The sequence below is a fragment of the Mucilaginibacter sp. CAU 1740 genome (assembly GCF_039839285.1).
GTDB lineage: Bacteria > Bacteroidota > Bacteroidia > Sphingobacteriales > Sphingobacteriaceae > Mucilaginibacter.
In genome coordinates, this window is record NZ_JBDOQS010000015.1 from 49,141 (window position 1) to 62,618 (window position 13,478).

Below are 13,478 nucleotides of genomic sequence, written 5' to 3' on the forward strand. Positions count from 1 at the left end.
TCATTACATTATGGATCATACCTATATTAAAGTTAAATCTTTCAATTTCAATAAGGCTTTCAGAGTGGAATTTGAAAGGAATTATAAAGAGGTAAAATTTTATACACGCGGTTTTTTAGCATTTGGCAGGGAAGTTTTGTATGCTCATTTTTATCATACACAAATTAACTACTATGCTTTACTAAAGGCCATTCCCAAAAACAAACTTGAAGAGAAAGACAGTCTGTACATCAGTCGTTTTTTTTCTGAACTTTCAGATTGCAGCATCTGTGGATATAAGGCAGTTTTTCTGGATGAATGCCACTATTGTAAAAATACTCAATGGGATAGTACTAACAAAGCGCGTTGGCCTAATACATTCTATGAAATAGAATATGATTACATAAAAGAATCGCAAATGGATTGGATATTAGATGCAGATGGCTCCAGAAAGCTTAGGGCCGCCGAAAAACTCTTTGAACAATCAACCAATCATGAAATACTATTTACGCAGGAGGAATTATCGCAATACGCAAAGGAACAGGAAGAGCTTTAGCAAATGATTAACCGTTATCATCAAACACCTTTAAATCCCCCCTAAAACAGAAAACCCTCTTAAAATCACTTTTAAGAGGGTTTTTACATCCTGTGCGGAAGAAGGGACTCGAACCCCCACGCCGTGAAGCGCCAGATCCTAAGTCTGGTGCGGCTACCAATTACGCCACTTCCGCGTTTCTGATTTAACAGGCTGCAAAGATAGCGTTTAGTGTTAAATAAAAAAACATATTTTTCATTTTTTATCTATCATGCTCATTTTGTTGACATTAATTTTTTGTCACCTCATTAATCAATCCCTTAAAGTATTCGGGCGCGTATAAAAGCCTACTCCCGTACCATGAAAACATCTCACCATCCACTAATATGATCTTAGCATTTGGGAGCATTATTTTAAATTCATCAATGTGTTTTTGCCCGAACGGATAAGGTTCGGATGAAAGAAGAATTATATCCGGATCGACCTCAATAAGTTGATCCGGGGTAACTACGGGATATCTCTCCTGCATTACAGCATTAGTAAAACCGCAGATTTTAAGCATATGATCAATATAAATATCAGTACCTGCTGCCATATAAGGTTTGCGCCAAATAAGGTATGCAACCTTGAGATTGATATCAATTTTAGACAGGGCGTTGAATCGCTGGATAATTTCCTTGCAAAGACTTTCTGCCTGTTCTTTTCGCTCAACCATGTCACCAACTGTGGTTATCATTTGCAAGGCAGAATCAAGATCATTAATGTCGCTTATCCATACCGGGCAGATCTCCATTAATTGCTCAACCTGTACACGATCATTCTCTTCTTTATTGGCGATGATCAAATCGGGAGCCATCAACCTGATCTTTTCTATATCGAGTTGTTTCGTCCCTCCTATTTTTTCGGCGGTTTTAAATTTATCGGCAGGATGGATACAGAATTTGGTGATGCCGATAACCTCGGTATCAAGCCCCATAAAAAACAATAGTTCCGTTTGCGACGGAACTATTGATATAATACGTTTGGGTGTATTGTGGAGGCTTATAACACGATTTAACTGATCGCGAAATTCGGCCATGTTAAAACGCGTTCTTCTCGCCTTTTACCACATTCCAAACCGTAAGGAAAATGATCTTCATATCTAACAAAAACGACCAGTTTTCGAGGTACCAAACGTCGGCTTCCACACGCTCAAGCATAGCCTGGGTAGTTTGCGTTTCGCCCCTTAAACCCCTAACCTGTGCCCAACCGGTAATACCTGGTTTAAGGAAATGCCTAACCATAAAAGTATCTATTAGTTGTGAATACTGTTGGGTGTGGCTGATCATATGTGGCCTTGGCCCTACTACAGACATGTTGCCCAATATCACATTAAAAAACTGGGGTAACTCATCCAAACTGGTTTTACGGATAAATGCTCCCGATTTGGTGATACGCGAATCGCCGCGGGTAGCTTGCTTTTTATCCGAATCGTGGTTAACCCGCATACTGCGGAATTTATAACATTTAAACGGCTTATTATCCCTGCCCGATCTTTCCTGCACAAAGAAGATAGGTCCGCGTGACTCCAGTTTAATAATGATGGCCAGTATAGGGAACAACCAACTGAAAATAAAAAGGATCACAAACAAAGCGAAGCAAATATCAAATAAACGCTTAATTGAACGGTTAAGCATATTCTCTAAAGGCTCTGGCCTTACCGATATAACCGGGATATGGCCAAAGCTTTGTATAAAAGTTGGTTTTTTAGCATAATCGTAATACTCGGGGATAAATTTAAACCTGATGAGGTTCTTATCGGCATCAAGCATCAGCTGCTCTATTTTGTTAGCTTCAGAATTTGGCAGCGTACAAAAGATCTCGTCAACCTTGTTATTCAGTACGTAGCTGATACAATCGTCGGTTCCGCCTAAATACATATTAGGTTCCAGAACCCTGTTCCGGTCGTCATCAAAAAAACCCATCAGGTTGTAACCACGCTCAGGGTTTTGTTTAAAAAAACTGTACAGATCTGCACCTATGCGGCCTCCACCGATTATGATCACTGCACGGGTATCAATAAGCGAGGCGCGGTCACTTTTACGGATACTGAGGAAAATAAGCTTCCAGAGGCCAAGTAAAAAGCCAAATAAAGCCAACGAGTAAAAAAGGTATTCGCGGGTAATGGCGTAAGCATTAGTGCCTATTAAAATAATGATTGTAAAACATATCAGGCTCACAAAAAGCAGGTAGGTTTTAATTACACCCCGATAAGTTTTAATTGAATCTTTATTCAATACATGCTCATACAGCCCTGAGATGTTTGCAGATAGCAACCATATCAGGTTAAAAACCAATACTATGGGCAAATACTTCCGGTTATTAATCCAAAAAATGTATGATCGATCTTCGATGAAGTAAGAAATAACCATGCTCATATTAAGTATAATATAATCAATGGTAAGGTTCACTGCTTTAATAAAAGTAGCGTATCTGTGAATCATGTATATGAGAGCTTATTGTAGTATCCTTGCTAAATTTAGAATAATTATTGCAAATAACAATGTCATAATGAAATGAGAGCAAGGTTATGAATGTATTATCCTAATAGGCACAAAATTAAAAATTAAGAAATTCATTCAAAATGAAATCTCCGTTATCAATAGGTAAAAATGAAATTTTTATAAATAAAAATAACTGTAAAAGCAACATTTACAACCGTCCGTTTATAATCCCGGCGTCAACAACACCCTTTATATCATAAATTACCGAGGCGGGTGTCCGCTTTAAAGCCTGGTAATCCAGATCGTAAAATTCACGGTGGGCTACAGCCATAATTACAGCATCATAACTACCAGTTAATTCAGATTGTTTTTTTATTGTTGATATTCCGTACTCCCGTTTAACTTCTTCAGGGTCGGCCCAGGGGTCAAAAATTTCATAGCTGGCATCAAAACCACTAAGGCCGTCAACTATATCAATAACCCGTGTGTTGCGCACGTCAGGGCAGTTTTCTTTAAAGGTGAAACCCAATATCAGTATTTTGGAGTTTTTAACCGGAATATCGTTTTTCACCATTAATTTGATCACCTCAAGCGCCACGTATGATCCCATGCCATCGTTAAGTCTCCGCCCGGCCAAAATAATTTCGGGGTGATAGCCCATTTGCTGGGCCTTGGCTGCCAGGTAATAAGGATCAACCCCGGTGCAATGCCCGCCAACAAGTCCGGGTTTAAAATTTAAAAAGTTCCATTTAGTACCCGCAGCCGCCAAAACAGCGTGGGTATCAATACCCATAATATTGAAAATCTTGGCCAACTCGTTCACAAAAGCGATATTGATATCCCGTTGCGAGTTTTCTATCACCTTACAAGCTTCCGCTACTTTTATTGCAGGCGCTTTATGCGTGCCGGCTTTTACGATGGAACGATAAAGATCGTCGATAAAATCAGCCGCCTCGGGTGTTGAGCCAGATGTTACTTTTAAAATATTGGTAAGTGTATGGATCTTATCGCCGGGATTGATCCTTTCGGGCGAATAGCCGGCATAAAATTCGGCGTTATACTCCAGGCCAGATTCGCTTTGCAATATTGGCACGCAAACCTCTTCGGTAACGCCGGGATAAACGGTAGATTCATAGATCACCACGTCGCCGGTTTTCAATACACTCGCTATTGATTTGCTGGCCTTGATAAGTAGACTCAAATCCGGCCTGTTGTGCTGATCTGTTGGGGTAGGTACAGATACTATATATACATTACAGGTCGAAATATCTTTTACCTGCGATGTAAAGCTTAGTCCGTTGCCTCCCTCCTGTTGGTTTAAAACTGCCGAAAGCTCGTCGCTGCTTGTTTCAAGCGTACGATCATGTGCCTGGCTCAATTCATCAACACGGCTTTGTTTTATATCGAAACCTTTTACAGGATATTTTTTGGCAAACTCTACAGCTAAGGGCAGGCCTACGTAACCAAGACCAATAATTGCGATGCTGACATTGGCTGGAGGTTGAAACTTCGGGGTGATCGGGTTGGGTTGATCAAACATTTAACACGGTAGTATTTAGATAGCGTAAAGTTAACAATTGTGTGTAATAACACAGCATCGCTTTAACCCCAAACACCCCGCAATTGTTTAACTCAATTGAAAATTAAATGGTATAAATTTGATAAATCCCTGCTATCGACTTGTTTTGCGGCGAGCCGATAAGTAAAGTGGTAATTTTTTTTTCGATCATGATCTGCTCTGCCCTACCTACAAACTCATCGCCATCAATTATAATGGGGCTAAAGGTCATGATATCGCTAATGGTTAACGTTGAAGTATCCGGATGTTGTAACAAGGCACGCCTCAAATCGCCATCGGTTACTATACCTTTAATATATGATGCATCGCCCACCATCACCATGCCCAAACGCCCTTCCGACATCTTTAATAGCAGATCCATAAACGAGGCATCTTCATTAATAAACGGAAGCTTATCTGTACGCATCAAATCTTTCACCTTAACTAATAGCTTGCGGCCAAGGCTGCCACCGGGGTGAAAGCGCGCAAAATCATGATGCTGAAACTTCCTGGCTTCCATTAAAGCAATCGCCAGGGCATCGCCCATAACAAGTGCCGCGGTTGTTGATGACGTTGGTGCAAGCTCAAGCGGGCAGGCCTCGCGCGGAACTTTAACGTAAAGGTGATAGCTTGAATTTTTAGCTATGGTTGATTCCTTGTTGCCGGTTATAGCAATGATAGTATTGTTATTCCATTTTAAAAACGGAATAACTTTTAACACCTCATCTGTTTCGCCAGAGTACGAAATGAGTACAACCAGGTCATCACGGCCTACCATACCCAAATCGCCATGAAATGCCTCGCCGGGATGCAGGAAAAAACTTGGTGTGCCTGTGCTTGATAAAGTTGCAGCTATTTTTTTACCGATAAGCCCTGATTTGCCAATGCCCGAAATGATCAGTTTGCCGGTTGATTTTAATATCACGTCAACCACCTCATCAAAACTATCATCAAGCAGGCCGGCAACATGTTGCAAAGCCTCTATCTCAATATCAAAAACCCGCCTGGCAATATCCTTCATATAGCGATACCTTGTTCTAAAAATGTTATCCTATTAACGGCAAAATGGCGTTTTCCAATTCATGCAGCTTAACCATGTTAGGGCCGTCGCTAAGAGCATTATCCGGATCAGGGTGTGTTTCCATAAAGTAACCACTGGCACCGAAGGCTTTTGCAGCAAGGGCCATCATGGGTACAAAGGTACGGTCGCCGCCGGTTTTACCACCTGCGCCGCCCGGGCGTTGTACCGAGTGGGTGCAATCCATACATACGGGATGGCCAAAAGCTTTCATATCGTAAATGTTCCTGAAATCAACAGCGAGGTTGTTGTAACCAAACATGTTACCACGCTCGGTTAATATTACCTGGTTGTTGCCGGCCTCGATAACTTTTTGTGCAGGATAAAACATATCCTGGCCTGAAAGGAACTGTGCTTTTTTAACATTTACTATTTTACCTGTTTGGGCGGCAGCAACCAACAGGTCGGTTTGGCGGCATAAAAAAGCAGGGATCTGTAATATATCGGCAACTTCGGCAACAACAGCTGCCTGGGATGGCTCGTGAATATCTGTAGTAACAGGCAGGCCAAAGCGTTTTTTAACGTTGAAAAGCATCTCCATACCTTTCTCTAATCCCGGACCACGATACGAATGGATAGATGTGCGGTTAGCCTTATCAAACGATGATTTGAAAATAACCGGTACATTATATTTCTGACCTAATTCGGCTACTTTCTCGGCTACGGTATATAATAGTTCCTGGTTTTCCATTACGCATGGACCAAGAATAAAAAACGGCTTTTGGCTTATTTGTTCAAACAACATAGTATTTGTGATTTGTAGGGTACAAAGATGCTGATTTTTTTGCGAAGTAGTTATAGATCATAATTAGCGCCGAAACACTTACATATCAATAAAATCAAAAAAAACACTTGCGTAAGTGATTGCTTACATATAAATTTGTAAGCAATCACTTACATATTAAAATAATGAGACGAGATGTATTCCAGGCCATAGCCGATCCTACCCGCCGCGACATCATAAACCTGATAGCTTTTAAGCCCATGAACCTGAATGCTATTGCCGATAATTTTGACGTTAGCCGCCCGGCCATTTCTCAGCACATTAAAATTTTAATGGAGTGCGGACTGATAGATATAAAAAAAAGAGGCCGCGAAAGATATTGCGAACCCCGCTTAAAACAACTTAACGAGGTAGCCCAATGGGTTGAGCGTTACCGCAGGTTGTGGGAAGAAAAATTTGACGCGCTTGATAACCTACTCGAGGAGCTTAAAAATAACGATAACCAATAAAAACCACTATTATGACAAAGCAATTCTGGATCAACCTGCCTGTAAAAGATGTAAACGTATCGCGCGAGTTTTTTGGCAAACTCGGCTTTAAATTCAATTCGCAATTTGGTAACAGCGCAAATTCGACAGCTATGCAAATTGGCGAAAAAGATGTAATTGTGATGCTTTTTGACGAGCCTACCTTTAAAGGTTTTGTTGAAAATTGCGGCCTTGCAGATACCGCAAAAGGTGTAGAGGTATTATTATCAATAGACGCCGAAAGCAAGGAAGAAGTTGATGAGCTTGTAGAAAAAGCCGTTGCAGCCGGTGGAAAAAGCAATCATAAACCACACGATATGCAGGGTTGGATGTACGGCAGCCTGTTTATCGACCCCGACGGCCATAGCTGGAATGTGCTTTATATGGATATGAGCAAAATGCCACGATAAAAATAAAATTGTCGCTATCGCCCCCTGATCTCGTCGTTTTTGCACTCCCTGCCCAGCTAAACCCGCGGGTAACTTTGGATTATCAAAAACGAAATTTTAACCAATTAAAAAAACAGAAACCATGGCAACATTTAAAGCACAACAAAAAGTAAATCCATTTTTATGGTTTAACGGCAACCTTGAGGAAGCGCTGAAATTTTACACTTCGGTATTTAAAAATTCGGAAAGCGAACTGAGTTCGTTGACAGATCCAAACAGCGGCCATAAAATGTTGGTTGCAACCTTCCGGATAGAAGACCAGCAATTTATGGCTTTAGATGGCGGACCGATGTTCACCTTCTCTCCTGCTGTTTCATTTTATATTGATTGTAAAGATCAGGAAGAAATAGACCATCTGTGGGAGGCTTTACCTGCCGGAGGCGGCAAAACAAGCCAGTGCGGATGGCTGGAAGATAAGTTTGGCGTTACCTGGCAAATAGCACCGGCCATTATGAGCGATCTGCTTTACAACAATCCTAACTCAGCAAAAGCCCAACGGGTTATGGCTGCTATGATGAAGATGACCAAACTCAACATTAAAGAACTGCAGGAAGCCAACGATAACGATTAACCGATCACCCTAAATAAAAAATCATGATCACTGCCAAAAACCAAACCAGCATTAAAGCCGAACCCGGTAAACAGGAAATTTTTATTGTTAGAGAATTTGAAGCACCTCGTGAACTTGTATTTAAAGCCTTCACCACGCCAGAGCTAATAGTAAGATGGCTCGGCCCGCGCGAACTCACTATGAAGATCGATAAATTTGATGTTAAGAGCGGCGGCTCGTACCGGTACATTCATGGTGACACTGCCGGTAATGAATACGGCTTTCACGGGGTCATTCATGATGTTACCAGTCCTGAGCGCATTATCCAAACCTTTGAATTTGAAGGCTTACCGGAAAGCGGCCACGTTACCCTGGAGACGGCCCGCTTTGAAGCTTTGCCCAATAACCGGACAAGGGTAACTATTCAATCAGTATTTCAATCCGTCGCTGATAGGGATGGCATGCTGCAATCAGGTATGGAACGAGGCGTAAATGATTCGCACCACCGCCTGGATGAGCTTTTTGAAGCGGAAGATATCAGTTAACATATATTTAAAGGTGTTCTGGCGGAACCATCAGAACACCTTCATAAAGTAAGTTCCCGCTGCCTGCCTAATTGTTTATCAAGCTCAAGCGCGGCACTGATCAAAGCAAGGTGCGTAAAGGCCTGAGGAAAATTACCAAGGTGCTCTCCTTTTTTGCCAAGCTCCTCGCTAAACAGGCCAAGGTGATTGGCGTAACCCATCATTTTTTCAAAGCTTTCTACCGCCCTGTCAATCTCGCCGCTTTTGGCAAGCGCTTCGATGTACCAAAAGGAGCACATATTAAAAGTACCCTCCTCTCCTTCCAGTCCGTCTACCTTTTCTATGCTGTTTTGGTACCGGCTCACCAACACATCCAGCTTTAGCTCTTTATCTATTACTTTCATGGTTGAAAGCCACCTTGGTTCAAGGGGCGAAATGTAATGTGTTAACGGCATTAGCAAGGCGCTGGCATCAACATGACTACTGCCCTTATATTGCACCCAGGCTCCTACCTCATCGTTCCAGAAATTATTGTAGATATCTTTATAGATCTCATCACGTACCGAACGCCATTCTGCCTCCGGATATGGGAACGATCGATGTTCAGCAATTTTAATGGCCCGGTCCATAGCCACCCAACACATCAGGCGGGTATGCAGAAACTCCTTCTTCTCGTTCCTGATCTCCCAGATTCCATGATCGGGCAGTTGCCAGTCGTTAATCACACATTCAACTTGTTTGCTTATCAGCTGCCAAAATTCATAAGTTATGGGCTTGTGGGTTTTATCATATATGTATATGGTATCAATCAGCTCGCCGTAAATATCAATTTGGGTTTGCTGTGCCGCACCGTTTCCTATCCTTACAGGCCTGGATGCTTTGTAGCCCTCAAGATGCTTTAACTCAACTTCTTTTACCCCACCTGTTCCGTCAATATGGTAAAGCAACTGCAATTTGGTTTCCTGGCAAAGATTAAAGATCCAATCTAAAAAAGCGGTAGCTTCATCATTCATGCCCAGTGCCAGGAAAGCATACATGGTAAACGCGGCGTCGCGGATCCAGGTAAAGCGATAGTCCCAATTACGGTTTCCGCCAATAGTTTCGGGCAAGCCAAATGTAGGAGCCGCCACTACCGAACCAAACTGCGCCGAAGTAAGTAGCTTAAGCGTGATGGCCGAGCGATAGATATGCTCGCTGTACCGTCCTTTATAACTGGTTTTATTAAGCCATGCACGCCAAAGGTGTATAGTTTCGAGGTAGGTTTGCTTTACATAATAGTCGATATCACTAAAAGCCTGTTCGCTCTCCTCCTCCATCGATTCGAGCACAATGTGGGCTACTTCGCCTTCCTCTAAAGTAAATTCGGCGTATCCATCCGTCTTTTTTAGTTTCAGGGGGATATCGGCCATTAGCTTAAGTTTGGCATTGCCATCATTAATACTACGGAAAACGATGCCATTTTTCTTCAATTCGGCCTCGTGCTTTGCCGCTGCATAATCAAAGCGCGGTACACAATTCATTTTAAATTTAATTTTGCCGCGCACCGGCGTTACTTTCCTTACAATGGCGCATACCGAAACTCCGGCAGTGTTGGGTAAAGGCATATAATCTGTAATCTCGGCAATGCCACCGTCGGCAAAAAAACGGGTTAGTAATATGGCCGTACCAGGGATATAAAGTTGCTTGGTTGTAGCATCGTCCAGTTGAGGTTCAACAGAAAAATAGCCGCCCTTTTTCGAATCGAGCATGGAAGCGAAAATAGTAGGCGAGTCAAACCGCGGGAACGACATAAAATCGATAGATCCGGTGAGCGATACCAAGGCCACTGTTTGTAAATTACCTATAATACCATAATTTTCAATGGATTGATATTGTCGTTCCTGGTGTTTCATGTGAGGTTAACAAGCTTGGTCGAAACTTGTTTATATTCGATATACAACCCAATAATATAGGCAACCAGGAAATTTGCCATTAACATCTCTTAACTTAGTGCCATGCTAATTGGCTTATGAGTAAAAACTTCAAACTTAAACCCGAAGAAATAAAACAACTAATAAATCCTATGTGTGGCTGCCTTGCAACAGATAAAATTACAGTTGACGGCCTTGCAGTTGATTACATGTACCGCGAAGAAGCCCACAATGAACTTGATAGTGGCTGGAGATTTTTCTCGGGCACTGAAGATCAGGCTTATGTTGATGACCCGGATAATACTTCTGTTTATGATGTAAACACTATAGCCAATTATGATAAGGCGATTATTCCGTACCTACAACTACCCATAGGTGCCGAGTTGGAACGCATACGCGGAACAGATGAGTTCAACCTGATAGCAGGATAAGTTGCACTAAGTTTTCTTTTTGATCGCTCCAAGTATTGTATTCATTTTTTCCTGAACAGCACTCGTGCTTATTTCATGCTTTACTATCTGTAAACATTTACGGCATAAGCAATCATGATAATTTAAGCGGATGTAATCCCATTCATGTTCTGTAAAAGCTATGCCGTTACACTGGCATAGTAAAATACTACCCACCTTACATTCAAAAGCTGCATTGCAACGCGGGCAGTTTTTATTTTCATGATTAGCCATAACACAGATTAAAATAGCTGTGCGCCTGCTATACAGCGCACAGCTTTAAAATAATTACAAAACCACGTCGGTCGTTACGCTTTCACGGATAGCTTTGGCCGCTTCAACCATTTCGATAAGCGCGCGTTTGGTTTCGTCCCATCCACGGGTTTTTAAGCCGCAATCGGGATTTACCCAAAGCTGGGCATCAGGTATAACTGCCTGCGCTTTTTTCAACAGATGGATCATCTCTTTTCGATCGGGCACTCGTGGCGAATGGATATCGTAAACGCCTGGGCCAATCTCATTAGGATATTTAAAATCGGCAAAAACATCCAGCAGTTCCATTTGTGAGCGTGATGTTTCTATGGTGATAACATCGGCATCCATATCAGCTATATTTTTAATAATATCGTTAAACTCCGAATAGCACATATGGGTATGGATCTGCGTGGTATCCTGAACGCCGCTGGCCGAGATGCGGAAGGCTGTAACCGCCCAATTCAGGTATTTATCCCAGTCGGCGCGTCGCAGCGGAAGGCCTTCACGTATGGCTGGCTCATCTATTTGGATAATTTTAATACCTGCCGCTTCCAGATCGCAAACTTCATCACGAATAGCCAGCGCTATTTGGGTGCAGGTTTCAGAACGAGGTTGGTCATTCCTTACAAACGACCATTGCAATATAGTCACCGGCCCCGTCAACATCCCCTTCATCCATTTTTGCGTTAAAAACTGGGCATAAGCCGACCATTTAACCGTCATAGCTTCCGGGCGCGATACATCGCCATAAATAATAGGTGGCTTAACACAACGGCTGCCATAGCTTTGCACCCAACCATTGGCTGTAAAAGTAAAGCCTGCCAGTTGCTCGCCAAAGTACTCAACCATGTCGTTTCGTTCAAACTCGCCGTGAACCAGTACATCAAGGCCAATTTCTTCCTGCCATCTAACAGCTTTTTCAGTTTCGGCGGCTATCAGTTTATCATATTCCTTTTCGGTGATCGCTCCTTTTTTAAGCTGGGCGCGCCAGCTCCTTACTTCGGCTGTTTGCGGGAAAGAACCAATAGTTGTGGTAGCAAATAACGGCAGGTTAAGCACTTGTTGTTGTTGTGCTTTACGGACAGGGAAATCACTTACGCGTTTTGCATCATTTTCGGTTATGGCATTTACCCGTGCCTTTACCACCTGGTTATGGATCAGGGCCGAGGTGCGGCGGGCTTCATTGGCTTCCCTGTTTTTAGCCAACTGGTGCAAACTACCATCGCTCACATTGGCTTCGGATAGTTTGCTCAGCAATACCACTTCGCTTATTTTTTGACGGGCAAAGGCCAGCCATTGTTTAATTTCTGCGGTGAGCACATCCTCATTTGTTTCGTTCTGCAGATCGCATGGCGAGTGGATAAGCGAACATGAAGGAGCTATCCATACCCTATCCTCTCCTATTTTATCAATCGCTTTTTTGATAACGCCAAGCGAGTTTACGAAATCGTTTTTCCAAATATTACGTCCGTCAACCACTCCTAACGATAAGATGGTTGTTTTTGGCAAATGCGCTATTACCTCATCCAATTGCTGCGGCGCGCGTACCAGATCAATATGCAAAGCATCCACAGGCAATGAGGTTGCTAAAGCGGTATTATCGCCAAGCTTTTCGAAATAAGTTGCCAGTATGATCTTTATTGAAGGGAATTCTTTCTTTAAAGCCTTGTATGTATCTTTTAAAACCCGTTCCGTTTTTTCATCAATATCAAGCGCCAGAAATGGCTCATCAAATTGGATCCATTCGGCACCAAGGGCTTTTAACTTATTGAGGATATCGAAATAAACGGGCAATAAGTTTTTTATCAGATCGATACGATTAAAGCCCTCCTCTTTTTCTTTTCCTAATAACAAGTACGATACAGGGCCAATTAGCACCGGTTTACTGAGGATACCTAATTGTTTGGCCTCATAAAACTCGTCGATAATTTTGGTAGAGAAAAGTTTAAACTGCTGATCTTTATAAAATTCGGGTACTATGTAATGATAATTGGTATCAAACCATTTGGTCATCTCCATGGCTACTACATCCAGCCCCTCCTTTTGATAGCCACGTGCCATGGCGAAATAAAGGTCGAGTTCGGTGTTTCCGCTCTGATTTATCACTTCATGATAGCGTTTGGGGATAGCACCGAACATAAAAGAATGATCGAGTACCTGATCATAAAACGAAAAATCGTTTGATGGGATCAGATCGACACCGGCTTCTTTTTGCAATAACCAGTTTTCTTCCCTGATGTACTTACCTACCGTAAGCACGTTTTTTAGGCCGGTTTTGCCTGCCCAATAGTTTTCGCAAACTTTTTTTAATTCGCGTCGGCTACCAATGCGCGGGTAGCCTAAGTTTTGCGTTAGCATGTCTTTTAATTGATTAAATGAATAAATCGGTTAAAAGCCCTTTAAGGTAAGCTTCGCAATGTTTGTTAATATGAAAAGGAGAGAAAGGAATATATGGCA

The 13,478-nt window shown here is 42.3% G+C and carries 14 protein-coding genes and 1 tRNA gene; 6 read left to right on the forward strand and 9 right to left on the reverse strand.

Annotation, left to right across the window (positions count from 1 at the left end; translation table 11 throughout):
- The first annotated feature begins 10 nt into the window (after positions 1 to 10).
- Entirely contained in the window at positions 11 to 535 is a 525-nt protein-coding gene (locus AAFN85_RS26270; RefSeq protein WP_347530838.1) for a hypothetical protein, read from the forward strand.
- 93 nt (positions 536 to 628) lie between these two features.
- On the opposite strand, the gene AAFN85_RS26275 is transcribed toward AAFN85_RS26270, so the two are convergent.
- The 6 genes from AAFN85_RS26275 to kdsA all read right to left on the reverse strand — a co-directional run bounded on the left by AAFN85_RS26275 (position 629) and on the right by kdsA (position 6,378).
- Positions 629 to 710, reverse strand: a tRNA-Leu gene (locus tag AAFN85_RS26275).
- A 93-nt stretch (positions 711 to 803) separates the two neighbouring features.
- Positions 804 to 1,592: a helical backbone metal receptor gene (locus AAFN85_RS26280; protein ID WP_347530839.1), complete on the reverse strand. Its 789-nt coding sequence runs from the start codon at positions 1,590 to 1,592 to the stop codon at positions 804 to 806.
- Position 1,593: 1 nt separating this feature from the next.
- On the reverse strand, positions 1,594 to 2,997 hold the full coding sequence (locus AAFN85_RS26285; protein WP_347530841.1) for an undecaprenyl-phosphate glucose phosphotransferase: 1,404 nt from the start codon (positions 2,995 to 2,997) through the stop codon (positions 1,594 to 1,596).
- Positions 2,998 to 3,205: 208 nt separating this feature from the next.
- On the reverse strand, positions 3,206 to 4,537 hold the full coding sequence (locus AAFN85_RS26290; RefSeq protein WP_347530842.1) for a nucleotide sugar dehydrogenase: 1,332 nt from the start codon (positions 4,535 to 4,537) through the stop codon (positions 3,206 to 3,208).
- A 103-nt stretch (positions 4,538 to 4,640) separates the two neighbouring features.
- Positions 4,641 to 5,576, reverse strand: coding sequence for a KpsF/GutQ family sugar-phosphate isomerase (locus AAFN85_RS26295; protein ID WP_347530843.1), 936 nt, complete (start codon positions 5,574 to 5,576; stop codon positions 4,641 to 4,643).
- Positions 5,577 to 5,601: 25 nt separating this feature from the next.
- Positions 5,602 to 6,378, reverse strand: a complete 777-nt coding sequence (gene kdsA / locus AAFN85_RS26300) for a 3-deoxy-8-phosphooctulonate synthase (RefSeq protein ID WP_347530845.1) — start codon at positions 6,376 to 6,378, stop codon at positions 5,602 to 5,604.
- Positions 6,379 to 6,542: 164 nt separating this feature from the next.
- Here kdsA and AAFN85_RS26305 point away from each other — a divergent pair, with 164 nt between their 5' ends.
- The 4 genes from AAFN85_RS26305 (at position 6,543) to AAFN85_RS26320 (ending at position 8,428) form a co-directional block, all read left to right on the forward strand.
- Complete coding sequence (locus AAFN85_RS26305; RefSeq protein ID WP_347530846.1) at positions 6,543 to 6,866, forward strand: metalloregulator ArsR/SmtB family transcription factor; 324 nt, start codon at positions 6,543 to 6,545, stop codon at positions 6,864 to 6,866.
- Positions 6,867 to 6,877: 11 nt separating this feature from the next.
- Positions 6,878 to 7,294, forward strand: coding sequence for a VOC family protein (locus AAFN85_RS26310; protein ID WP_347530847.1), 417 nt, complete (start codon positions 6,878 to 6,880; stop codon positions 7,292 to 7,294).
- 121 nt (positions 7,295 to 7,415) lie between these two features.
- Positions 7,416 to 7,904 (forward strand): VOC family protein, encoded by a 489-nt coding sequence (locus tag AAFN85_RS26315; RefSeq protein ID WP_347530848.1) that lies wholly within the window; start codon positions 7,416 to 7,418, stop codon positions 7,902 to 7,904.
- 23 nt (positions 7,905 to 7,927) lie between these two features.
- On the forward strand, positions 7,928 to 8,428 hold the full coding sequence (locus tag AAFN85_RS26320) for an SRPBCC family protein (protein ID WP_347530849.1): 501 nt from the start codon (positions 7,928 to 7,930) through the stop codon (positions 8,426 to 8,428).
- A 41-nt stretch (positions 8,429 to 8,469) separates the two neighbouring features.
- Here AAFN85_RS26320 and AAFN85_RS26325 read toward each other — a convergent pair whose 3' ends face one another.
- Positions 8,470 to 10,299: a glycoside hydrolase family 15 protein gene (locus AAFN85_RS26325; RefSeq protein WP_347530850.1), complete on the reverse strand. Its 1,830-nt coding sequence runs from the start codon at positions 10,297 to 10,299 to the stop codon at positions 8,470 to 8,472.
- A gap of 116 nt (positions 10,300 to 10,415) precedes the next feature.
- On the opposite strand from AAFN85_RS26325, the gene AAFN85_RS26330 reads away from it, so the two are divergent.
- Positions 10,416 to 10,748 (forward strand): DUF2185 domain-containing protein, encoded by a 333-nt coding sequence (locus AAFN85_RS26330; RefSeq protein WP_347530852.1) that lies wholly within the window; start codon positions 10,416 to 10,418, stop codon positions 10,746 to 10,748.
- A gap of 6 nt (positions 10,749 to 10,754) precedes the next feature.
- On the opposite strand, the gene AAFN85_RS26335 is transcribed toward AAFN85_RS26330, so the two are convergent.
- Both AAFN85_RS26335 and metE read right to left on the reverse strand, forming a co-directional pair.
- A complete protein-coding gene (locus AAFN85_RS26335) occupies positions 10,755 to 11,000 on the reverse strand; it encodes a cysteine-rich CWC family protein (RefSeq protein WP_347530854.1) in 246 nt (81 codons plus the stop codon).
- 54 nt (positions 11,001 to 11,054) lie between these two features.
- Positions 11,055 to 13,379: a 5-methyltetrahydropteroyltriglutamate--homocysteine S-methyltransferase gene (gene metE, locus AAFN85_RS26340; RefSeq protein ID WP_347530856.1), complete on the reverse strand. Its 2,325-nt coding sequence runs from the start codon at positions 13,377 to 13,379 to the stop codon at positions 11,055 to 11,057.
- Positions 13,380 to 13,478 lie beyond the last annotated feature (99 nt).